Consider the following 24,355-nt stretch of genomic DNA (forward strand, 5'->3'; position numbering starts at 1 on the left):
CATGCGCATGTATATCCACCTATATAAATATATCTAGCGTAACACAAAGATATTGCCATAACTGACAAATATATCGAATGTGATTGAAAATGATAATAATTATCGTTATTATACTACAAGCGATAAACGTGATCGGAAGTACTGACTTCTAACGACTGAAAAGTAGTATCAGTGCAAAAAAACAGTCAACGATCCATCTATCGACGACCCTTATCATGCATGTTTCCTATATAAGCGTCGTATGCAGTCATTATCGAATAGTGGTATTCAGAGGAGCCAATCCATGTACGTATGTATCTGTAACAACGTAAAAGAAAAGCAAATCAAGGCAGCCATCGCTGCAGGTATCGATAGTCTTGATGGTCTAAAAGATACGCTCGATGTGGCAACGTGTTGTGGCTGCTGTGAGCCGATGGTCAATGATTACCTAGAAGAACACCATGCTAAACTTGATGTCTTAGCTTACGCCGTTTAAACACTACTAAGCTGTGTCCTCTAAATGGGCTAAAAATAGCTAAATTTTGATCATCATTTTTACAATGAGGACAGGCTTTAATCACCTATTCTCATTATCTAATACGATGAAATATATTCAATATTTTGCAGCTAACTTTCTTTATGACACAGGTAGCTTGCAAGCGTCCTAATACGTCAGCATGGTTTATACGAGATAATATCATGCTAGATGCAGCTAATTATGATTCTCAATTAGCATCTTATTCTTAGTTCATAACGTTACACCCTATACAGCGCCTGTATGCTACTATATTTACCTAGGATTATAAGAGATTTTATTTATGTTGACCTTTACTGGTCAATTTGCCAATCGTGCTAATTTATATGGTAAATTGTGAATGTATGGTGATCCGTAAAAATAAATAGGGGAGTATGCGTTATGATAGGTAGCCAAAAAGTCATTGATTATTTGAATTTCTTGTTGGGTGGTGAGCTGGCCGCTCGTGACCAATATTTCATCCATTCAGAGATGTATGCTGAGTGGCATTATGGCAAATTATACGATCGTATCCATCATGAGATGGAAGACGAGACGCTACACGCACAGGCTATCATTCGTCGTATTTTGATGCTAAGCGGTATACCTAAAATGACTGTCAATGCCATTAACATTGGTGCGACCGTTCCTGATATGTTGCAGCTTGACTTGGATTTAGAATACCAAGTACAACAGCATCTAAAAGACGGTATTGCACTTTGTGAAGCAGAGCATGACTATGTCACGCGTGAGATGTTGGTCGAGCAGCTAAAAGATACAGAAGAAGATCATGCGCATTGGCTTGAGCAACAACTGCGCCTAATTGATATGATTGGTCTACCTAATTACCTACAAAGCCAAATGGCTGAAGTCGCTCCTAATCTTGTTTGATATCATCATTTGCATGAATAGCAATCACAGTATTTCGCATAAATAACAAATAGAGAGGGAGAAAGGTCATGAAAGGGGATAAAGAGGTTATTCGCGCTTTAAACAAAGTACTTGGGCAGTCGCTGATTGCCATCAACCAGTATTTTTTGCATGCACGCATTGCCCGTCATTGGGGGTTAGAAGCGCTCAATGACTCATTGTATAAGCAATCTATTGCTGAGATGAAATGGTCAGATGATTTAATCGCCCGTATCTTGCTGCTAGACGGCTTGCCAAACTTGCAGGAACTGGGCAAGGTGCTAGTCGGCGAAGACGTGCCAGAAATCATTGAATGTAACCTACGTCTCGAAAAGCAAAAGTTTGGTATTCTAACTGATGCCATCACGCTATGTGAGACAAAGTCTGATTATGTCTCTCGCCAGCTATTAGTCACGCTAAAAGATGGTAATGAAGAGTATGAAGATTGGTTAGAGACGCAAGAAGACTTGATCAAGAGTGTCGGGGTGGAACGATACATCCAATCGCAAATGAATGATGATGACGCATAATAGTATTTATTAATCTGAATCGTCATAAAAAAGCCAGTATATGATTGATAATCCAATCGTATACTGGCTTTTTTATGTCTATAGATAAGATATTCGTAATGTTTCGGCTACACGCCCTAATACAAACCGCGTCCATCTTCAGGTTTTAGTCGTAAAAAATACAACCCCGAGAGAATGGTCAAGATTCCTAATATCCAATAAGTGGTTTGGAACGCCGCTAGTGTATCCATTTGCAGACGCTCACGTAATAGAGTCAACACAGCTGCCCCAAACGCAATACCGAAGCTAATCGCCAATTGCTGATTGACCGCCATGAGGCTGTTGCCGCTACTGGTCTGAGCACCCTCTAGATCACCAATAGTAATCGTATTCATCGCACTGAACTGCATGGAGTTGCAAGCCCCCATGATAGTCAAGATAGGTATAAACCATAGCCACTGCGACGCATCGTTGAATTGCGCTAGTACAATGATGAGTGAGCCCATAAACAAAGTATTGTAGACAAGCACTTTACGATAGCTAAACCGCTGAATAATCTTACTGACCCAAGGTTTGATGCCAATAGCCCCAACCGCAATTGGCGCAAGTAACCAACCTGCCTGCGAAGGCGAGTACTCAAACACCACTTGTAGTAGTAACGGCAACAAAAAAGGCACGGCACTGATACCAAGCCGCGTGAATAGATTGCCTGTGATACCGATTCGAAAGGTGCGAATGTCAAATAAACTCAGTGGAAACAAGGGGGCTGCGTGTCGCTTGGCATGCCAGACATATGCACCGATCAGCAGACTTGCAATCAAACCGAGCAATATGCCATAAAGCCCGCGACCTGTCTGTGAGCCAAACTCGACAGCCAGCGTGAACCCGCAAGCTGCTGCCGCAAACAATAAAAACCCTGTCCAATCTAGACGCTTGGTATCCTCAAATAGCGCTGGTACCAGTTTTTTTCCCATGATAAAACCGACCACACCCATCGGTATATTGATTAAAAATATCCAGTGCCAGCTGGCGTACTGAACGATATAACCACCCAGTACGGGTCCTACTAAGGGCGCGACCAATGCCGGTATCACCGCAAAGTTCATCACAGTCAAGAGCTTGTTGCGAGGATAAGACTTAACCAGTATCAAACGAGCAACGGGCGTCATCATCGCACCGCCAATGCCTTGAACGATGCGTGAGCCAATCAAAAAATCTAGTGTGGGTGAGGCAGCACACAGTAGTGAGCCAATACAAAAAATGATGATGGCCGATAGGAATACGCGGCGCGTGCCATATTTATCCGCCAAAAAACCACTGATGGGGATAAAGATAGCCAAGGTCAAGGCATAACTGATCACGGCCCATTGCATCTTCAGTGGCGATTCACCCAACGCCTGCGCCATTTGTGGCAATGAGGTGTTCAGTATAGTGGCGTCTAAGATTTGCATAAATAACGCTACCGCTAGGACATAGGGTAGGTATTTTTCTTGGGTCGGAGTGAGCGTTACCATGTGAGTCCCATTGAACGTCTCGTTATGAAGTAAGAAAATAGCGGATTTACGTGCAGATCACTATGCAAGCTGAGTAGTATAAGAAAGCCTGCGACAGAATAAAAGTGACTCAAAGTAACGAGGACAGTAGAAGCACAACATTGATTACAAGAGAGGACTTTAATATCGCTATGGGTTCTCGTTATAGTAAACCTTCGCGACAGTCATAAATATACATTGAGGATAGACTATGAGTCAGGATAACAATAAATATGTGCCACCAAAGATTTGGGTACAAGATAAAGAAAGCGGCGGTAAATTCGCCAGTATCAATAGTCCAACGGCTGGGGCACGCTATGACAAAGCGCTGCCTGTTGGCAATGCGCCGTTACAGCTGTACTCGCTAAACACACCAAATGGCGTCAAGGTAAACATATTGCTAGAAGAGCTGGCCGAACTTGGTATTGACGCAGCAGCATATGATGCCTACAAAATCGATATTTCTAAAGGTGAACAGTTTGGCTCAGGGTTTGTAGAGATAAACCCTAATTCAAAGATTCCAGCCTTGGTCGATCATTCTATTGATAATGCAGGCGAGCCGATTGCGCTCTTTGAGTCGGGCGCTATCTTGATGTATTTGGCAGAAAAATTTGGCAAATTTATCCCTTTGTCAGCTGGCAAAGCGCGAGCCGATTGTCTGTCTTGGGTCATGTGGCAAATGGGAAGCGCGCCTTTCTTAGGCGGCGGCTTCGGGCACTTTTATGCCTATGCGCCTGAACCTTTAGAGTACCCAATTAACCGCTATACGATGGAAACCAAACGTCAGCTTGATGTGTTAGATAACCACCTAAAAAATCATGAATATCTGTGTGGCAATGATGACACTGATTACAACATTGCGGATATGATTGTGTGGTCTTGGTATGGGCAGCTGGTACTAGGGAAACTTTATGATGCAGCAGAGTTTTTACAAGTCAAAGAGTATAAACATGTACAGCGCTGGGCACAAAAAATCGCTGAACGTCCTGCTGTCAAACGTGCGGTAGACTTGACTCTCAGACCAATTGAGTAGAATCTGTCTTTCAATCTGAACCCTAAATAGTAAATGGGTTAGAAATGGCTAAATCGTTGCCAAACTGCGTCAGGTAAATAGCTTGCTAATATCTGTACAGCTTTCCTTGTTTGGCTGCCACTTATCTCGTTTTTATCACCATTTTCAAAATAACGATGCGCCCTAGGCTGATAAGTGATTAACTTATCGGCCTTTTCTATATGATTATTTATATATAGCTATGTCTGAATAATCATATGCTTGCATCATTACATAATGATACATTAGTACAACAGATAGAAACACTAGTGCGTTAAGATGGCAGACAGCATCTACGTACCAACCCACTCTACAAAAATAAAAAGATACTGTTATTGATGATAAAAAATAAAATACGACTTTCTATGTTTGTTGCCATTATGAGCAGTGCGGCGTTATTTAGTCCCGCAAGTATGGCACATGCAGCAACTGAATTAACCAGTCAGGATTGGCAAGTGGCCTGTGATAATACACGGACGTGCCGGCTGGCAGGATATCAAGCAGAGAACAACAGTGAATTCCCTGTGTCCATATTGCTGATACGCCGTGCAGGCGCGAATGCTGGTGTGGATGGTAAGATAAAAATTGGCGGTGCTAAAGAAAGCTCTTCTAAAGCCTTGATGCAGCTGGGCAATCGCCACCGAATATCGTTATTAATTAATGATAAAAACTATGGGGAAACCAAGCCATATTCAGCCGCTTCAGGCAATGCCGAACTGACACCAGCACAAGTAACGGCGCTGCTAGAGGCATTGACCAAATCAAGCAAGATTGAGCTGGTGCTCCGAAATTCACGCTGGCAACTCTCTGATAAAGGGGCCAGTGCGGTCATGGCCAAAGCAGATGAATTCCAAGGACGGGTTGGAACATCCAGTGCTTTTATTAAAAGTGACACCGCTGTCAAATCTAATGACGGTATATTGCCACCCAAAACCGCACCAAAACTAAACTTTGTAGCACCTAATCCAAAAGCAGTCGCGAGTGATCGAAAAAAATTCGTCATGAAATCCTCTCAATTAGCATCGCTGATGCAAGGTACGATGAAAGATGCAGAGAGCGATTGTCCAAACTTGTCAGATAAGTCGCCTTGGCGTGTCAGTCGTTTAAATGACTCACAGCTACTGGCACAACACGACTGCTGGACAGGGGCTTATAACACAGGGTCAGGGGTTTGGGTACTCAATGATAGCAAGCCTTACAAGCCGACATTAGTGACGACCAGTGCCACCAGCTACGACAAAGGCAAGCTCACCTCTGTACAAAAAGGCCGCGGTATTGGGGACTGCATGAGCAAAACCGATTGGATATGGACGGGAAAAACGTTTGAAAAAAGCCATGAGAGCACCACAGGGCTATGTCGTATGATTGAGATCGGCGGTGCGTGGCAGCTGCCAACCTATGTCACCAAAGTCAAAACCGTGCGATAAATAAATAGCTGAGCGTGTTTCTTATCAGTATGATTGGGACACGCCCTAGGCTTATTTAGCCAATAATTTAATAAATAGGTACATATAGTTTTTTATTGTGCTATACTGCGTCGCCACGTTAGCTTAGGCTTTCGTGAATTATGAGATTGATAACATCGCCTGCGATTTTGGGTCTAGGATGACCATAAGTAATTGTTGCCGATGATTTTGTGTACTTAAATAACCATTTATAAAAATATCAGTTATTTTTGACTCATATCTTATCTACTGGCCTATAAACAGGGTCTAGATTGGTTGCTGTTTGCCTTTATCTGCTTTGGACAAAGCATTGATAATGTGCGTATATCAAGCAAGGATAAGACACTCGGCACTACCACCAAAATACGTCAGACAGCACGAACGCATTTATTATAAAGACGCTAAGCTTTATTGGCTTGGTTTCTAGTTATCGACAATTTTATGTTGCTCGGTAGTTATTTAATAAAGGCAGCGTGGTGAACGGTTATCAGTGGTATGCATCAAGTTTGCTGAATTTACAGCAACTTATACTTACCAAGGATTCTTATGACTGACATCTTATCTGCAATCGCCGCTGAAAACGGCATCATCGAAAACACTGACACCCCAAATACTGACACTCAAGCGGCTGCTACTGACGCTGTTGACGAAAACCAAGTTACTTTTACTGATCTTGGCATCGCTAAGCCTATTCTAACTGCACTTGATCGCAGTGGTTATACCAACCCAACGCCTATCCAAGCACAAGCTATTCCTTTTGCTCTAGCAGGTCGTGACCTTTTATTGTCAGCGCAAACGGGTAGTGGTAAAACTGCGGCTTTCGTTATCCCTGTACTTGACCGTTTGAGCCGTGCCACTAGCTTTGACAAATTAACCAAAGCACTTATCCTAACGCCAACGCGTGAACTTGCTCAGCAAGTACATGACAGCGTTCGTACATACTCTAAAGATATGCGCGGTCTATTTTGTGTGCCACTAGTTGGCGGCGCACCATACAACGGTCAGATCACTGCTTTGAAAAAAGGCGTTCAAGTAATCGTTGCGACTCCTGGTCGTCTACTTGACCATATCAATGCTGGTCGTGTTGACTTATCAAGCCTAGAAGTATTGGTACTTGATGAAGCTGACCGCATGCTAGACATGGGTTTTGCTGATGACATCAGTGACATCTTGCGCGCTGCTCCTACTGATCGTCAAACCATCATGTGTTCTGCAACTTGGGATGGCCCAGTAGGTAAAATCGCTGCCAGCTTCACTAAGAACCCTGAGCGTGTATCAATCAAAGTAGAATCTGCACACATCGAAGAAAAAGTGTACTACTGTGATGATTTCGATCATAAAAACCGTTTACTTGACAAAATCGTTTGCCAGCAAGATATGGAACAGATCATTATCTTTGCTGCTACCAAACGTAGCACTGAAAAACTAGCAAAACAGTTACAAGAAGCTGGTCATAAAGCAAGCTTCCTACATGGTGACTTGCCACAAAGCAAGCGTAACCGTATCGTTCAAGATTTGCGTAATGGTAAAGTTAAAATCCTAGTAGCGACTGACGTTGCTGCTCGTGGTCTAGACATTCCAGCAATCTCGCACGTCATCAACTATGATCTTCCACGCCAAACTGAAGATTACGTCCATCGTATCGGTCGTTGTGGCCGTGCTGGTCGTACTGGTATCGCTATCAGCTTATGTAGCATGGATGATCGTCCACAGCTAAACGCTATCAACCGTTATTTAGATCGCAAAATGGAAGTATGTATCATCGAAGGCATGGAGCCTAAGAAAACTTACGTACCTAGCGAAAATAAAGGTAATGGTCGTGGCCGTGGTCGTGGTCGTTCTAACGGCGGTGGCGGTCAAGGCCGTGGTCGTTCAGGCGGTGGCTATCAAGGTAATCCTGCTAATGCTCGTGGTCGTTCAAGCGACAGCTCATCAACTGGTCAACGTGCTAGCAATGACAGCGGCTATCAAGGTAAGCCACGTGACACGTCAGGCAAACCAAATGAGCGTTCAGGTGGCAAGCCGTATCAAGGCAAGCGCACTGGTGGCCCTAGCCGCGGTGATAGCACTGGCGTTCCACGTGGTGAGCGCGCTGCAACCGGTCGCGGTCGTCCAAGCGGCAGCCAAGGTCGTCCAGCTGGTCGTTCTGACAGCCGTGGCCAAGGTCGTCCAAACGGCGGCAACCGTGGTAACAACTCGTAATATGGTTATATTTGACGATTAAAATGATTGATTCATTGATCGTCTAAAAATAACACTAAAAAAGCCAGATACTTGTTATCTGGCTTTTTTGCGTTTGATAATTCCGTATTTGTCCTTGTATGAGTTTTTTGCCTTGTCTATACTGATTTACTTTTGCCCGTTGTAACACTTGGAGCACCTTGATGTCTGCCACCTCAAATTTAGCAATTGATAATTTGCCATTAGCTTTTGGCATCATCATGGCCATTATTGGTCTGGTTTTTTATACCCAAGGCTTACCGGGTAAGTTTTGGCGACGGTTTTATGCGGTACTACCAGGTATTGTGTTGTGCTGCTTTATACCAGCCACTCTGAATAGCTTGGGCGTCTTCACTGATGGCGTTGGTTCGCAGATTTATGGTTTTACTGCGACTTATTTACTGCCAGCAAGTTTGCTGTTGATGACCTTATCAATGGATGTGCCCAAGATATTGGGCTTAGGCTGGAAAGCAATCGCCATGTTCTTCGCTGCGAGTATCGCTATCATCATCAGTGGTCCGATCAGTTTAGGGATTGCTAAATGGATATCGCCTGGCATGTTCACAGATGACACGCTATGGCGCGGATTTTCAGCGGTGGCGGGCAGTTGGATCGGCGGGGCGGCCAATCAAGCCGCGATGAAGGAGCTATTCGGGGTCAGTGATGATTTGTTTGGTATGATGATTTTGGTCGATGCTACCAATGCCTCATTATGGTTATTGGCTATCTTGGTGATGGCAAAACACAGTGACAAAATAGACCGTTTTCTACGCGCGGATACCAGTAGTATCGATAAGGTTATTAAAGCCGTCGAGAGCTATGAGCGTGATCATGCGCGCCCAGCAACCATCAATGATTTGATGGTGATGTTTGGTTTATGTTTTGCGATGGTCGGAGTGGCGCATTTCGTCGGAGGACAGATTGCAGGGTTTTTTGCCCCATACAAATGGGCAGTACAGTATAGCTTTGCCAGCTCATTTTTTTGGATGGTGGTGATTATCACCTTAATAGGCGTCATCTTTTCTTTTACTAAGATTCGCAGGCTTGATCATGTTGGTGCATCAAAAATAGGCACGGTATTTATCTTTGTATTAATCGCCGCGATCGGTATGCAGATTAATTTGGCTGGTATCGTCTCACAGTGGCGGTTACTACTAATTGGTTTCTTATGGATGAGCATCCATGTCGTGATTATTTTTGCTGTCGCCAGACTCATTCGTGCGCCGTTTTTCTTTTTGGCAGTTGGCTCTAATGCCAACACTGGCGGGGCATCTTCCGCCCCGATTGTCGCAACAGCGTTTCATCCGTCACTGGCTCCAGTTGGCGTATTCTTGGGTATTTTAGGTTATGCGGTAGGGACGTTTGGCGGTTATATCAGCACCCAATTGATGCGTTTGGTGGTGTCTTAATCTCTAATTTGTCATTTTACTAATAGTGTTTTTTGCTAAACAAAACCCGCATTGATGCGGGTTTTTTATTATTAATGATTGGGTGACTTGAGTTATCATTTTGTCTATCTATGCTATTGATACGTAAACCTCGCCATGACCTTCCATGAGTACGTGTTAACCTTTCTGCTAATTGAATAAAGACAACTGATTAAATAAAGAAAACTAAGCACGTTAGGAATAATACATCGATTCGATAGGAACAATAACGTTATGGCAAACCCAAAAAAATTAGAAGAAAAAACAAGTATAACAAGCACAGTAAAGAACGCCCTTTATAACCCTGACCAAGATAATATTCAGGTCAGAGGCGCGCGTGTACATAACTTAAAGAACGTTGATGTTGATTTACCTCGCAATGCACTAGTGGTCTTTACTGGTATCTCCGGCTCAGGAAAGTCATCATTAGCATTTGGTACGTTGTTTGCCGAGTCACAACGCCGCTATCTCGATTCGGTATCCCCTTATGCAAGACGACTCATTGATCAGGTCGATGAGCCAGATGTCGATTCTATAGAAGGCTTACCACCAGCAGTCGCTTTGCAGCAAAAAAGAGGTACGCCTTCAGTGCGATCGTCCGTGGGTAGCGTAACGACGATATCCAATGGCCTGCGTATGCTGTACTCACGCGCAGGAGAGTATCCAGCAGATCAAGGAATACTGTATGCCGATGCATTCTCTCCCAATACGCCAGATGGTGCTTGTCCGACTTGCTCAGGTATTGGCCGCGTATTTGAGGTCACTGAAGAGTTGCTGGTCCCAGACAATACCAAGACCATCCGTGAGCGGGCAATTGCGGCATGGCCACCAGCGTGGCAAGGACAAAACCTTAGCCGTATATTGACCACATTGGGCTATGATATTGATAAACCATGGCACACACTGCCGAAAAAAACACGCGACTGGATTTTGTTTACAGATGATACGTCAACAGTACCTGTCTATCCTGAATACAACATTGAGCAAACGCGTGATGCGATTGAAAAAGGCGAAAAGCCAAACTATATGGGTACTTTTACCAGTGCCAAAAACTTCATTTTGCACTCTTTTGCCACCACTCAGAGCCCACGTACCAAAAAGCGCGTCTCGCAGTTTATGCAGATATCTGAGTGTCCAGAATGCCATGGCAAAAAATTAAAGAAAGAATCGCTATCGGTTAAGTTTGCAGGACTCGATATCGGTGAGCTATCACAGTTAACACTGACTGAAATGGCGGAAAAACTAGAAACAACCGCTTGTACCAAGGTAGCTGATAACACACCAAACCGCGAAAAAGCCATCGTCGCCCAGCGTATCGCCAGTGACATTCTCTCTCGTGTTGAAGCGCTGACAAGGTTAGGGTTGGGCTATCTATCGCTTGAGCGTACAACACCGACACTCTCTCCTGGTGAGCTACAGCGACTGCGTTTGGCCACTCAAATTCGCTCGCAGCTGTTTGGCGTGGTCTATGTCCTTGATGAGCCATCGGCAGGTCTGCATCCTGCTGATACTCAAGCATTGCTAGGGTCGTTGGATGAGCTGATTGCCGCTGGTAACTCGGTGTTTGTCGTTGAGCATGACGTGAGCGTCATCAGACATGCCGATTGGGTAGTCGATGTCGGGCCAAAGGCAGGCACGCATGGTGGTGAGATTGTCTATAGTGGTTCTGTAGATGGTCTTCGTGAGGTTGAACAGTCGCATACTGGCCAATATCTCTTTGCCAATACTACGTCTAACGCAAAGTCAAAATCTAGCACAAGGCAGCCGACAGAGTGGCTTAAGCTTGCTAACATCGAGCGAAACAATATCACAGGATTAGACGTTGAGTTTCCGCTTGGGGTCATGACCAGCGTTACAGGGGTCTCGGGCTCAGGAAAATCAAGCCTTGTCAGTCAAGCGTTGGTAGAGCTTATCAATGAAGCATTGGGTCAAAAGACAGTCACAGACGCGCCTGTTGGTGAGGCAGACTTACTTGAGCAAGAGCTTGAGTCAGTAACTGGTGGTGAAATCGTCGCTGGCATGAAGCACGTCCGCCGTCTTATTAATATCAATCAAAAAGCGATTGGGCGTACACCGCGCTCTAATTTGGCAACCTATACGGGTTTGTTTGACGATGTACGTAAGATTTTTGCGGCGACCAAGCAAGCAAAATCTCATGGCTATGATGCTGGCAGGTTCTCATTTAACACGACCAAAGGCCGCTGCCCAAATTGCGAAGGCTTAGGGTTTGTCAGTGTTGAGCTGTTATTCCTACCAAGCGTCTATGCGCCTTGTCAGGTTTGTCATGGTCAACGTTATGATGAGGATACGCTGGCAATCACTTATCGAGATAAAAACATCGCCGAAGTCTTGAACTTAACAGTTGAAGCGGCTCATGAGTTTTTTGCTGATGAGGCCCCCATTTTACGTGCATTAGAGGCGTTACTACAAGTTGGACTTGGCTACTTACGTCTGGGTCAGCCTGCTACCGAGTTATCAGGCGGCGAAGCGCAGCGGATTAAGCTTGCCACTGAGCTGCAGCGTGTGCAACGAGGCGACACGCTATACATCTTAGATGAACCAACCACAGGCCTACACCCTGCTGATGTGTCCATGCTAATGACACAGTTAAATGGTCTCGTCGATGCGGGCAATACCGTCATCATGGTTGAACACGATATGCAAGTGGCTAGCAACAGCGACTGGATTATAGATATCGGGCCAGAGGCTGGAGATGCGGGCGGAATGATTGTTGCTCAAGGTACGCCATATGATGTTTCTCAGTCAAAAGACAGCCGTACTGCACCTTTTTTACTGGTGTAATGGTACTATATTTATATCAGTGTCTTTACATCCGTACATGTTACTGATGTAAAAATGAGTATTAGGGCGTGTCCTCAATTCAATCGATAGTTATCTAAATGGGTTAAAAATGGCTAAATCTTGCCAAACGGCGTCAAATAGCTGACTAATATCTCGATATTATCTGCACTATTTTCCTCGTTTGACTGCGATTTATCTCATTTTTATCACCATTTTTAAAATGAGGACACGCCCTAGAAATAGAATTTTTCTAATACTCATTTTTTGTAAGTATAAATAAATATCTATGCAGGTGTCTCTTGCTGCACTTGTAAACGTTCAATTCTAGCTAGATAACTGTGTCCTAGCTCTGGCTCTGCCGAGGCTATCCAAGCGGCATATCCTGACAACGTATTTAAAGTCTCATCCGCGCGTAATTTGCCGCCTGACTCTAGGTTATGGACAGCTGCTCGTAACATTTTTTTGATTTGACGAGATACCCTAGGTACGCCTTGTCCATTGACCACCATGCCTGTCACTTGTTGCTGGTTGCCTTTACGAATCACGCGCGTTTTATCATTATTTAATGCAAAACCTTCTTCACGTAATATCTTATGGACTGAGCCGAGCAGTTGCCCGATCAGCTTGTTGTGCTGCGTATCGGCTTGTTTTTTTGCGGTGCTGGTCGTGGCTTTAATCGTTGTTTTAGCCTTCGATTTGGGTTTGGTGTCTTCAATAGCGGGCACACTAAAGGTCAAGTCATCGGCATAACGGCTATAACGTAGGCCCAACTTTTCTGCCAATCCTGTCAAGCGTCGATCCAGATTTAGGCAAACGATGTTCGTTAATGCAGGACTGGTAGGCGCGCCTTGTGGCAAGGCTCTATCGCCTAATGCCACATAGTAGGTAACGCCATCTTGCTGCACCACTTGTCGGGGCGACTCCGTACACAATAATGCCAATAATGTGGCAATTTGCTCTGGGTAGCCAGTATGACGAAACACACCTTTGACACGGCGCCAGCTCACGCTAGGAAAGAAATCTTTGACATCCAGCTTAATAAGCAGCTCACTGTTGCTGTGTACGGCTGCATTGGTCACGATAGATTTGCCACGAACAAAACCATGTGCGGCATCATGCGTCGTTAAGTTGTTTAAGACTTGATTCAAAATCCAGCGCTGTACAAACTTCAAGCGCGGAATGGGCGACCATATTTGACGCGCTGTGCCATTGCGTTTGGCAATAGTGAAATGCGAATAAGACAGATTGGTGGCGACCTCTCTTTGATAGCACAACCCTTTTAATTGCGGGATGCTAAGGTTCACCGCTTCTGCTAGTTCACTGTGTTTGCTCAATAGCGGTAGTTTGTTTTCAATCAGTCGATTGGCTGCATTTTTTACGTCCCACTTGTCAGTACTGGTGTCATCCGACCAATATACATGGCGGCCAAGATAAACCATGTGATGCGCTTTGTATGCTTGCCATGCTGATTTTTTGAGGATTCTTTCTTCTGCTGCCTCTTTTTTCAAGGCTTTTTTATAGCGCTCCCGTTCTTTTGGGCTCATATTATCGACGGGCTGACGATCGACCATAAATCCTTGGCTGACCAGCTGCTGCTGTACGTATTGGTAACGGCCGCCTGCCAGCTCAATCTCTTGCCATAATTGTTGCCACTGACGCTCAAAAGGAGTGGGTGCTGGCTCAGGACTGATGTAATCGTTATGGTTGGCTGTTTGTGTGGTCATACATTACATCCCTTGGTTTTCGATAAAGCCTTTGGCTTCAAATCTGGCAATATGTTGTAAAAAAGCGGCTTTGGCTTGAGCAGGTTGATTAAACACCAGTTGCTGGCGTGTGTCCTCATTACCTGTAGTTTGTTCAATGGTGATTTTTTTATGGGCAATGGTGATGTAGACATACGCAATAGAGGTTTCTTGCGCTGCTAAAGTCTGTGGTTTGTTGTTTGCAGTCTCATGTGAGTGGGTCGCTGGTTGAGTTAAGGCTGTCAAATCAAGCGTCATTTCAGAAGGTAATGCCTTCAACGAGTTGTTGGCTGCTTTTGTTGGCACGCTTTCTTGATTACTCATCGTCTTATTAACGCGTTTACTCAAGACACGAGTGTCATGCCAGCTGTCATTACTGGTGTTATTCGGGTCGTATTGATTGTACCTAAGACGCAGCGCGATAAGATGCGCGCACACACCATGAGTGAGACGATGCTGCAAGTACTGCGGGCAGCTACATTCTGCTTTGGTCACCAGTCCTTCGTCGCCCAATTGCAGCTGACTGTGGTAAGTACGTCTGTCTTCTTCGACATGGATGTCTGCACGGATGGTAATGCCTTTGACAGCAACAGTCTCAACCGAAAAATTCTGTACACCATCGGCACGACTTAATAAATCAAAGGCCTGTTTTTCTGCCTCATTGTGATAAGCAAACTGCGCCATCTCAAGCGGTGCTTGGGTCAATGGTCTGTAATGATACAGCTGCGTCGCCACATCATAGCGAATCAAGCCCTGCTGAGTACCTGATAGTAGCCATTGCTGCACTTGCTGATTAGACACTGATGCAGGATCTAATGACGTATCTGCTGATAGCGACTTTACCAAGTCTTCTAGATTGCTGGGGGTATTTGCCAGCGTGGTCATCAATACAGACAGGCCATTATTGTCATCGCTATTATCATCATTGCGAGCGTTTAAGGTTGCTTTACCACTGCCTGATAACCCTTCACTAGCAGCTAATGTATTATGCAATGGACGCTTGGGCAATAATAAGTCAAAGTTTAATGACTGTGACCAGTTGGCTTGGCTAAAGCCTGTCATGGCAAAGGTGAAGTGAAATCCTTTGCCCGTCACGGTCCAATAGCTTGGCATGCCTTGACCCAATAAAGAGACGGAAACACTATCAGCATGCGGCAACAGTCGTTTTAATAGGCTGAGACGACGACGACCCCATAAGCGAATCAGTTTGGCCTGTTGGCCTTGATAAGGTGTTTGCTGTTGACTGACTTGGCTGGTGACAGTGATATCAAATGGCTCAAGTACAATAATCGGTAATTGCTGTGGTCTGAGTTCAATCAGCAGTCCGCGGCGCTTGCCTTTGATATCAGCATGCATGCGCAGCTCAAACAGCACGTTATAGAGCGCAATAGGATCAAGGTGAATGGTGTCTTGCGGCAATTGATGTGCAGACTGTACTTGTAGCAGTGCTCTGATCCAGCTTCTGGGTACATTGATGCGCTTTTCTATGATCTGTTTTTTTACGGTGGGTGCGGTGAATGCACTATCAGTACCTGTACTGTTTGCCTCGTCATTATCAGCCTCTGGCATGGTTTCGAGTAACTGTAAGCCGACCGCTTCATGACCAATGTCTAATACCGTCTGTTGATGGTCTCGAATTTGCTGAATACCGTCAAACAAAGCCGTACTATAATCAATGCTCGTGGTACCAAGGGTAGGCTTGGCGCTTTGCTCAAAAATCTCATTGGTCAAGGTCAATTGAGCATAGCAACCTTCATCACGGCTAAATACCTCAAAGCTGACACCTTGCTCGTGCACCTGAATAATCGGGTCCAAAATACAAAAGGCCAGTGGGTCATTATTAAACAACCACGTAAAGTAATCACGCTGCGCAGTAAATAGGTTCTTATTGCTGCTGGCACGGCGCATCTGCATAAATACCGTATACGCTGAGCGGTCTTTTGGCACATAACGGTAATCGCTGCTGACCACATCAAATAAGGCTAGCAAACTGTCACGAAAGACAAGGGGAGATTTTACCTTACCATGGAAGTTAACCTCCGATCGATTCAGCTGAGCAAATAGTGCCACATGCTGAGTGTGTTCGGTCGTTTGCGCCTCCGACAATGAATCTGACGATTCGCCAACTTGACTGATTTGGCTAGGTGCAGCGTAGTCTAACTGCATTATAATGCCATCAGTGTTTGCCACTACTTCTGACTCTGTTTCTGATGCTTGGTCTAATTGATTGTCTATAGTCATTGACTGTCTCCTTCACCCTGATTGCTTTTTTGACTGCTGTCCTGACTATTTTGTGCTGCGATGGATGACGACGGACGCTTTTGTTGCGCTCGTATCATGCCACGTTGCCAGCGGCGTAGTACTTTGTACGCCAGTTTTTGAGTGTCATCGTCTGCTTGCGTCATCAAGGCATGTAACCATTGCTCAATTCTTGGATCAGTCAGTTGCCCCAGCGCTTCGATAGCGCGGACTTTGACCATCTCATCCGTGGTCGCACTACTGGCGCAGTCATAAAGTGCGGCAGCATTGTGCTCTCTAATCCACAGTAACAGCTGTTGATTGATGCTCAAGGTTGATGATGACTCGGCACTGATGTTACTGGTATTGGTGCTTGCCTGTGCGGCGATTCGATTGATGAGTGCAAGCAATAGCGTTTGGCTATCATGCTGCAATGGCCGTGACTCTGGTGGCTGCTGTGTGGTCGACATAGCGCGTAACAAAGGCTCAATATTTGCCAGCAGAGCATCATCACAATGGGGTCTGGCCAACAATGCCAGCAAGGCTTGTTGCCACCAGTCGTTGACGATAGCAGATAGTAATGGCACTGATATCACCATCGACGAATGATGTGCTTTGCTTAGCCATTCAAGTGTGGTGGATATTTTTTGAAAGTTGGAGGCATTCTCGGTAGTTGTCGCATTGGACAATGAAAATTTGCTTAGCCGTTCAAGTGTGGTGACAATTTTTTGAAGATTGGAGGTGTTCTCGGCAGCTGTCGCATTGGGTAATGAAAAATGGCGCATCACTAGCCAAATAAGCTGCTTAATAGTACCGCTTACTTGTTCAATACGTTCGCGCCACTGCGAATCACTAATGCTGGTTGGGCTTTGATCAATAACGGTTATCAGCGCTTGCCATTGCTGCTTCGCATTATCGAGGCAGTGCTGTAGAGTCACCATCATATCGGTATCAAGATGCTCCGTCGGATACTGGGTCAAATAACTCAAGCCAATATGCTGTGTCAGTGTGTTGTTACTGGTAATCAACGCGGTAAGCTGCGATGTTGGCATGTCTTGCTTGGCCATAATGGCATTTTGCAGTGCCATCAAGATGTCGGATGGTAAGTGCGTGCCATGCTGGGTGATAAATGCTGCCAGCTCATCGATGCTGCTATTATCAATGATACGCTTTAGACTCAAATGCTCAGTCTCTTCTATAAAGTCATTATTATGGCTTTGAATGGCTGCCCAATCATAAGGGTAAACCTGCGATGCGAGACTGCCCCAAGTTTTCTGTGCCGCAGTGTAAGCCGCCATAAGCACAGCACAGTCTAAGTTGCTCGTCTTTAAGATATCTAACATTAATGCTTGATTGGCATCGCTATCATTCATCTGTAGTAGCCATACCGCATGCCTTTGTGGACGGAAAAATATGGCTTTATCAAGATGAATGCGTATATAGTGGCGTATTTGTTCCCAAGCAGGCGTTGTGTTGAGCCAGCGCAGTCCATTTAACCAATGGACAATGCCGGGATTGGTGAAATGGATTGCGGGGTCTGATAAATGCGATTTTAGTAGCTCAAAAATATGCGGGCTATGCTCAAAGTCACCACCTTGTGCAAGGCGACCTAAGGCTTCACTGGCCACATCTTGCAGGTAATGCTCATCATCTTCGGCCAGTTTGATTAACTTATCATAGGCTTTGTATAAAGTATGAACCTGTAAGTTTTTATCAGCATTGTCCACAGGTGAGCTAGCATTAGGCGAGTGAGTATTTTGGTTGTTACTGTTGCCTAGCAATTCACCAATGGCAAGCACACTACGGCGGCGTAATTCGCCATCAGGATTATAATCTATCGTAGCCATCAAGATAGTCAATCCTTCTGCACGGCCACAACTTGCCAGCCCTTCAGCGGCAAACCATTGTACATCAGCATCTTTATTTGATAGAGCTTGATGCAATACCACTAGGCTACCATGGCGTCGCTTGGCACGGTAAGCCAATGCTTGAACCAGCTTAACGGTATATTGTGCAGGCAGCTGTTGGTATGCCAGTGTCAATGCAGTATCAATGCGCGTCGATATACTTTCTACTGTCATATCTGCTGTGGCTGTTGCTTTCGCCCACGATAATGACGGTAGCAGCTGAGCGGCGTGATCGTAGTCACTGTGCCCCATAAGCGTGACAAACAGTGATAACAACACTTGCGGATGTCTTGGATATTGGCGTTGCAACCAACGCTCATCGGCTTTCTCATCCAAATAATCATGAATGGATTGGTCATAGCCACTAATGGTCACGAGAGTATCAAAAATCTGCTGGCGCTCTCGTTTGTGCTCATGCGGCAAGTAATCAAAGCGGTGTTGTAAACGCGCTAACAGTGTCGCAACCAAACGCACATCCCGCAGCTCGGCAATGCCGTCATAAATCTCGGATTTGGGCAATTTAAGCTGTGGGTCATCTAATAAACCGAGAAGCCTTTCATATGCTGCTCCGACAACCGAACTGGCTTGCTTATCATCAAAATCACTAGACGGTTTATGTTGTTGGTCATCACTACTGGTGCCGTGGTTTATAGAATGAGTCACACCTTGGATACGCGGATAAGACTGTAGCGCCTGAATGATGCACTGTAAGGCCCGATTTTGCTCACGCTCTGACTGACCATCTGCCAAAAATTCAAACAATTCATCGAACACGGTGCTGTCAGAAAACACGACCTCATAAAAGTCGGTCAATTGCATAAAGGCTTGATAGCGGGTGTTCCAATCTTCGCTTTTGATCGCTTGCTCTAAAAATCTGAGCTTGTCTTGACGCAGTGTTGACGGACTGTGTGCAAACGGCGATATCGCTACCTGTCGCCATTCGACAACGCTTTGGTAACGCAGCAACGCGCTATAGGCTTGTAGCCCCAATAAACTGGCTGGCAAGTGACCAAGTCGCTCTTTTAATCGCTGATAGGTTTCTTCTGCCAAAATAACGTTATTGGTTTTTAGCAGCCCAATCAAATGCTGATTGGCAACATCTGTACTCGCAGACTCAGCTTCTGTACTGCTTAACAATAAATCCAATCCACGTTTGACCATGTCGCGATAAGGCGTGCTCATGGCATATTCTGCCAGCTTTTGGGTGGCGACATTGAGCTGACACAAACTGTCCCATGCCAGCTCACGCGTATCAAACCCTCGATGGTTTAGTAACGGCAATAATACGCGACTGGCACTGTCTTTCCAGTGGTAATTGTTTGTGTCATTAATGGAGACATCGTTGTTTCCAGCATTTTCAGCATCATTTTTGTCACTAGACGATAAGGCAAGCCACATCAGACCTCGAATGGCCTGATCTGTGGTATTGCCGCTGTCGTAATAGCCGTCACCAGCACGTATGACACCCAACCAAGTACCAAATGCCAGTGTCTGGTACGGATACGATATAGCGCCTTTTGCATCGTCTGCACTTGCTACGTCATGGATGCTGGCAGGAATGGGGTGTGCGCTTAATAGTACTTGTAAACTGCGTTGCCATTTTTGCAAGGTCGCTAAAACATCGTCCTCATCGTCATAATAATCATGCGCAAGTAATTCAGATAAATGGCAAATCACGTTGATGGTTTGGGCGCGTACCAATGGCTGGTGATGATGGCTGAGCGTCGCGAGCTGTTGTAAAGTGGCCGTGCTCACGGTCGTCAATACCGCTACTCGAACAGAGGTCGTGCTATGAGACGGGGCTTTATTATCTCCTTTGACGGCTGTATCTTTGATCGCCGTATTTTTTGGCATGGCATTCGCCAGCATCGTAATCACTGAGGCATGATTGGATAAAACAGTGCTCAATTGACGGGTTAAAGCATCACTCAAATACTGCCACGCTGATGATAACGCTGGTTGACCATCAGCGTGTGGCGTGTGGTTCGGATAACGAGCGAGTATATTGGCATAAAGCACCGCTGTTTCATTATCCGCAAAGCTCAACGCCTCAATCAGTCGATTGGGTCGTCCAATTGTCGAGAGCGCAACGGTCTCTGCCGCCGTATCTTGCTTGTCATTTTGCAAGTCATTGAATATCAATAACAGTCTGGCTGCTACTGCATAAGATTCTGACTCAAACAAAGGCTGCAATTGCTGTGCATGAGTAATGCTCAAACCATGCTGTGCTTGCAGCCAATGGACAGGCGTCATCGGTGCGACAAGCGTGTTGATATTGTCTGTACCTTCTCGCATATTATGTGTGAGGAAATGTCGCCCTCTTACATCACCCAAGATGGCCAAACACAAGCTGGCCGATTGACTGATGAGTGAGTTTTCGTCTGTTTGCCACTTGGCGAGTAGGTCAATGTCATCCAAGCAGACAATTTGCGTGAGTTTTGGCGCAAGCTGCTTAAAATTCGCATCTGGATGGTGCAAGTACTTAGCATACCAACCCAAAGCATCGTACCTTGAAGGGTATGCCAGCCTCGCCAAGCCAAACAGTGCTTGACTGACATGGTTATGCCACTGAGTATAGCTATCGCTGTTATTTGCAAGCGAGGGCATAGGGGCATCTAGATAATGCTTAAACACCTTGTAAGCTTGATCATCATTATGCTGCGCCTGTTGTTCGTCAGCATATCGCCGTGATTGAGTGGCCAGCATTTGAGCGACTGTCAGCTGGATATCAGGGTAGGGGCTGTTTAGTGCTGAGGTAATCAAGGTCTCATAATGGCTCGCTTCATTTGTGCGGATGCCTTTATCATCAGCACTCGGCTCATTGACCACACTGGTGAGTTGTAAACCGGTCAGCGCCAACGCGACATTCAATGCTTGCTTACGCAGCGCGATGCTATCGTCTGCTAACAAGCCGATTAAGGCAGGCATTAATGATGGCAGCTGATTGACAGTCGATTTTTTATGGATGGTTGTGAGTGCGAGATTTTTAATATCTGCATAAGGACTGGCAAGCGCGCCTAGCACCACATCAACAAACCCCAAGTGCTTACTTTGCTTCAATGCGATGTCAAAAGCTTGCTTGCGAATCGCTGTAAATGTATCCGCAAAAAACAGCGTCAGCACTGCTTGATTGAGGTTTTGATGATTGACTGCACCTTGTGTATCTGTTTTTTGTTTCGATGCTAGCGTCAGCAATGTGCGTTGCCACTCTTCTATCGCGACTTGATGCACGTCTTCAAATAGACTCTGTTGCAATAGGCTAATGATGTCGGTAATAGCGGTTGATGCCGCATTGGCAAGCTGACGGTTAAGCAGAACTTTTACCACTTCCAACCGAATACTGGTAAACGGGTTGTTTAGTGCTTGCAGTAAGATGGCAGTCATCTCTGATGGCATTTGCGCATCATCAGCGTTGTTGTTTTTAGCGGTGCTTGGATTAGTAGCGCGCTTATTGGCCTGACCTTTTGTCTGGATGTTGCTTTGACTGGGGCCAACTTGTGTCAAAAATATCGCCAAAGATTGCTCATGGATATCTTGGTACTTTGAAGCAAAACCAATAGCTGCCCAAGACAATGCATCATCGGTCAGCTTGCCAAACGCTTGCATGGCGACTTGCCGAACACCTGTATCCTTGTCGTCCAGTAATGCTGGCAAGACTGCCTTGGCATCTTCAAGCGCCAAATTGCCCAGTGCGGTGGCCACGCCAGCACGGATCACAGCATCATCATTGTGGCTGATTAGTCGAACAAGGCTACCAAAGGCACGGCTGTCTTGTAGGCAAGCTAAGGCATAAGCGGCGCGAAAGCTAATGTCTTTGTGCGTGTTGCCCAAGCTTTGTAATAAAGGCTCTAAGTCATCGTTATTTAAATTGGTACTGCTCAAGCTGGCGCTACTTATGTTAATTGACGCCTTTGTCTTCGCCGTGGGTTTTTTGGTCGCAGCGTCGGTACGTTTATCGTCAGTCTGTGCCATAAAGTCTTGCGTCGACAAGTCTAGATGAATGGCGTGTTTTGAGCTTGCAGCGGGGGCGACTGGCTCTTCTGTCAGGCCGTCAATCGTTGCATTTAATAGGGTGTTTTTTTGGTCTGCCGCCGTCTCGTTTTTATTATGATGGCTTGCGTTGTCTAACAACGTACCACGCAATAACTTAAAGTCATCAAAATCAGTCAGCGTGCGTATCAGCTGAGTATCACCTTGCTGCTGAGCGCTTTTTTTCAACACCTCCACCAATTTTGGTTGAGACAAGATAGAGACATAAAATGCTGTTTGACGGACGGATTGATTTTGATGATTTTGCAGTCGCGTTAGTTGCCGAGTGACTTCATGAGACGCCAGCATACCGCGTTGGTACAAGCGAATAAGCGCGGCCTGAATAATATCTGCATCATCCGCATAATCGCTATCTAACGCAATCAACGCTGCTTGTGCCTCATCTTCTGGAAACAACACCTCAAGCGATGCCAGTGCTTGCTTTCTAATGGTGGGTAGATTATGTGCCAACGCTGTTTTGAATACGGGTAAAATTCGACGTTGCTGATCGGTATGACTCAGTGCCGCTTGAAGATACCCTTGTAACGCTGAGGCCACCACTTCTTCGTAATTACTCTTGATGGCTTGCTCTAGATACTGTAGCGGGCGAGCCGTTGTACGAGACTGTGCGGCTAACGCATGAAAGGCGGTCAGGCGCACTTTTGCACTGCGCGGCGTGTTCAATTGCTGCTCTAGGACAGATTTTGTTTTATCAAGTGCGGTACTGGCAACCCATTGCACCAGTTGCAAGGCTTGACTGGCGCTAATGGTATTGTTTTTATCGGCTAGCAGTCGCTTTACAATCTCCAAGGTTTGATTGTCAGCCTTTGCATGCAATAATGCCAAACCTTCTTCAAAAGCGACGTCGTTTTGATTGGACTTGTCCGTCAACAGCTGGCTGACTCTGTGATAGCCGTCTTTGATAATACAAGCGACGGGCAGCAGCTTACCGCTTTTGTCATCCTCAATAGGCATAATACGCAGACTTTGGTCAGATCCAACCATCATAAGCGCGGGTTTATCTGCATAACGGGATAGGATAAGCTGGTGCGCCTTGGACAAGTCTTCTTTGCAGGTGTTTGGCTGACCTTTATCAAATGCCCAAGACTTCACGCTTTTGTCGTCTGCTGCGGTAAACAATCGACTGCCTGACACACACATTGCGGTTATTTTTTGACTGTGCTGGCTTGATTTGGCTCTATCAACAGGGTGCAAATCGCCCTGAACATGGGTGCGGTATAAGCCGTTATCGGCACCTGCCGAAAAAAAGTACTGACTCAGCGGTTCAAAACAAAGCGATTCTACTTTGCCTTGATGTATTTGTTTTTGGCTACTGAGGGTCAGTTGTTCGGTGGATAGCTCAGCTGGTGTGATATCGCTACCTGTCCATTGATAACTGCTGATGGCGCCGAGCTTGTCACCCACCACCAACCAATGGCCGTCACTCGACGTTGCCAGTGCTGTCGTAGGCACAGGCGCGCTATTTTCGCCTGATGATTCATAAGGGACGACCACGATATTGTTGGCAGTGGTGTTGTTTTGATAAGGCCAAACAACAATATGACGCGGATATAAAATAGCAATGGCGTGCTTTAGCGGTGCTATTGCGACAGCATGAGCAACTGCACTTTGGTGGCTGTCGTTATGATTGTCATCACCCGTCTGCTGATCAGCGTTGGACATAGAGGCGAGGACAGAAACTGAGCTGACACTTTTTATTTTTTTGGCTTGCCAGTCTGTTTGATACAAATGGCCGTCACCACCAATCATGACGACCGTATTGTTATCCACACTATTACTGATCGAATTGCCGTCCACTGTGTCATTTACTGTCGTGATGGCTTGCATCGGACAAGGTAGTGTGGTTGTCGATAGACTAAATTGCCCGTCTTTGTCATCCAAAATATATAAGACCGCTGCTGATATCTGCGGCTGGCGTGTGATAAAAAGGCTGCGACTGTCTTGCTTAAGGGTTTTTGGTGCCTTGGTCGTACTGACCATGCCGATAATTTGGCCCCAATAGGGCAATGTGATTGTCTTCATGATGTTAT

General features: G+C 45.6%; 12 protein-coding genes. 8 read left to right on the plus strand and 4 right to left on the minus strand.

Going from position 1 to position 24,355, the window contains the following annotated elements; genetic code table 11:
- The first annotated feature begins 283 nt into the window (after window positions 1-283).
- The 3 genes from QL982_RS04065 to bfr (QL982_RS04075) all read left to right on the plus strand — a co-directional run bounded on the left by QL982_RS04065 (window position 284) and on the right by bfr (QL982_RS04075) (window position 1,932).
- Window positions 284-475, plus strand: coding sequence for a (2Fe-2S)-binding protein (locus QL982_RS04065; protein WP_290164911.1), 192 nt, complete (start codon window positions 284-286; stop codon window positions 473-475).
- A 420-nt stretch (window positions 476-895) separates the two neighbouring features.
- A complete protein-coding gene (bfr, locus tag QL982_RS04070; RefSeq protein ID WP_290164909.1) occupies window positions 896-1,384 on the plus strand; it encodes a bacterioferritin in 489 nt (162 codons plus the stop codon).
- Between the two features lie 68 nt (window positions 1,385-1,452).
- On the plus strand, window positions 1,453-1,932 hold the full coding sequence (bfr, locus tag QL982_RS04075) for a bacterioferritin (RefSeq protein WP_290164907.1): 480 nt from the start codon (window positions 1,453-1,455) through the stop codon (window positions 1,930-1,932).
- Between the two features lie 116 nt (window positions 1,933-2,048).
- Here bfr (QL982_RS04075) and QL982_RS04080 read toward each other — a convergent pair whose 3' ends face one another.
- Window positions 2,049-3,425: a DHA2 family efflux MFS transporter permease subunit gene (locus QL982_RS04080; RefSeq protein WP_290164905.1), complete on the minus strand. Its 1,377-nt coding sequence runs from the start codon at window positions 3,423-3,425 to the stop codon at window positions 2,049-2,051.
- Window positions 3,426-3,654: 229 nt separating this feature from the next.
- Here QL982_RS04080 and yghU point away from each other — a divergent pair, with 229 nt between their 5' ends.
- The 5 genes from yghU (at window position 3,655) to uvrA (ending at window position 12,388) form a co-directional block, all read left to right on the plus strand.
- Window positions 3,655-4,476 (plus strand): glutathione-dependent disulfide-bond oxidoreductase, encoded by an 822-nt coding sequence (gene yghU, locus QL982_RS04085; RefSeq protein ID WP_290164904.1) that lies wholly within the window; start codon window positions 3,655-3,657, stop codon window positions 4,474-4,476.
- 383 nt (window positions 4,477-4,859) lie between these two features.
- Window positions 4,860-5,921, plus strand: coding sequence for a DUF1176 domain-containing protein (locus QL982_RS04090; protein ID WP_290164903.1), 1,062 nt, complete (start codon window positions 4,860-4,862; stop codon window positions 5,919-5,921).
- A 564-nt stretch (window positions 5,922-6,485) separates the two neighbouring features.
- Window positions 6,486-8,141 (plus strand): DEAD/DEAH box helicase, encoded by a 1,656-nt coding sequence (locus tag QL982_RS04095; protein WP_290164902.1) that lies wholly within the window; start codon window positions 6,486-6,488, stop codon window positions 8,139-8,141.
- 182 nt (window positions 8,142-8,323) lie between these two features.
- Window positions 8,324-9,568: a DUF819 family protein gene (locus tag QL982_RS04100; RefSeq protein ID WP_290164901.1), complete on the plus strand. Its 1,245-nt coding sequence runs from the start codon at window positions 8,324-8,326 to the stop codon at window positions 9,566-9,568.
- A gap of 252 nt (window positions 9,569-9,820) precedes the next feature.
- Window positions 9,821-12,388, plus strand: coding sequence for an excinuclease ABC subunit UvrA (gene uvrA / locus QL982_RS04105; RefSeq protein ID WP_290164899.1), 2,568 nt, complete (start codon window positions 9,821-9,823; stop codon window positions 12,386-12,388).
- A 284-nt stretch (window positions 12,389-12,672) separates the two neighbouring features.
- On the opposite strand, the gene QL982_RS04110 is transcribed toward uvrA, so the two are convergent.
- From QL982_RS04110 to QL982_RS04120, 3 genes are read right to left on the minus strand one after another with little or no spacing between them, the layout of a single operon-like run.
- Complete coding sequence (locus QL982_RS04110) at window positions 12,673-14,112, minus strand: reverse transcriptase family protein (protein ID WP_290163782.1); 1,440 nt, start codon at window positions 14,110-14,112, stop codon at window positions 12,673-12,675.
- Between the two features lie 3 nt (window positions 14,113-14,115).
- Window positions 14,116-16,371, minus strand: coding sequence for a hypothetical protein (locus QL982_RS04115; RefSeq protein ID WP_290163784.1), 2,256 nt, complete (start codon window positions 16,369-16,371; stop codon window positions 14,116-14,118).
- The gene (locus tag QL982_RS04120; RefSeq protein WP_290163786.1) at window positions 16,368-24,347 is read right to left on the minus strand and encodes a HEAT repeat domain-containing protein; all 7,980 of its coding nucleotides are present in this window, start codon (window positions 24,345-24,347) and stop codon (window positions 16,368-16,370) included. The genes QL982_RS04115 and QL982_RS04120 overlap by 4 nt, the downstream gene beginning before the upstream one ends.
- Between the last annotated feature and the right edge of the window lie 8 nt (window positions 24,348-24,355).

Source organism: Psychrobacter sp. 5A.1 (genome assembly GCF_030407455.1).
In the GTDB taxonomy this organism is placed as follows: Bacteria; Pseudomonadota; Gammaproteobacteria; order Pseudomonadales; family Moraxellaceae; genus Psychrobacter.

Coding starts and splice junctions, on each gene's coding strand:
- bfr (WP_290164907.1), top strand. CDS start 1,453: ATGAAAGGGGATAAAGAGGTTATTCGCGCTTTAAACAAAGTACTTGGG.
- yghU (WP_290164904.1), top strand. CDS start 3,655: ATGAGTCAGGATAACAATAAATATGTGCCACCAAAGATTTGGGTACAA.
- QL982_RS04065 (WP_290164911.1), top strand. CDS start 284: ATGTACGTATGTATCTGTAACAACGTAAAAGAAAAGCAAATCAAGGCA.
- QL982_RS04080 (WP_290164905.1), bottom strand. CDS start 3,425: ATGGTAACGCTCACTCCGACCCAAGAAAAATACCTACCCTATGTCCTA.
- QL982_RS04115 (WP_290163784.1), bottom strand. CDS start 16,371: ATGACTATAGACAATCAATTAGACCAAGCATCAGAAACAGAGTCAGAA.
- QL982_RS04095 (WP_290164902.1), top strand. CDS start 6,486: ATGACTGACATCTTATCTGCAATCGCCGCTGAAAACGGCATCATCGAA.
- QL982_RS04090 (WP_290164903.1), top strand. CDS start 4,860: ATGTTTGTTGCCATTATGAGCAGTGCGGCGTTATTTAGTCCCGCAAGT.
- QL982_RS04100 (WP_290164901.1), top strand. CDS start 8,324: ATGTCTGCCACCTCAAATTTAGCAATTGATAATTTGCCATTAGCTTTT.
- bfr (WP_290164909.1), top strand. CDS start 896: ATGATAGGTAGCCAAAAAGTCATTGATTATTTGAATTTCTTGTTGGGT.
- uvrA (WP_290164899.1), top strand. CDS start 9,821: ATGGCAAACCCAAAAAAATTAGAAGAAAAAACAAGTATAACAAGCACA.
- QL982_RS04120 (WP_290163786.1), bottom strand. CDS start 24,347: ATGAAGACAATCACATTGCCCTATTGGGGCCAAATTATCGGCATGGTC.
- QL982_RS04110 (WP_290163782.1), bottom strand. CDS start 14,112: ATGACCACACAAACAGCCAACCATAACGATTACATCAGTCCTGAGCCA.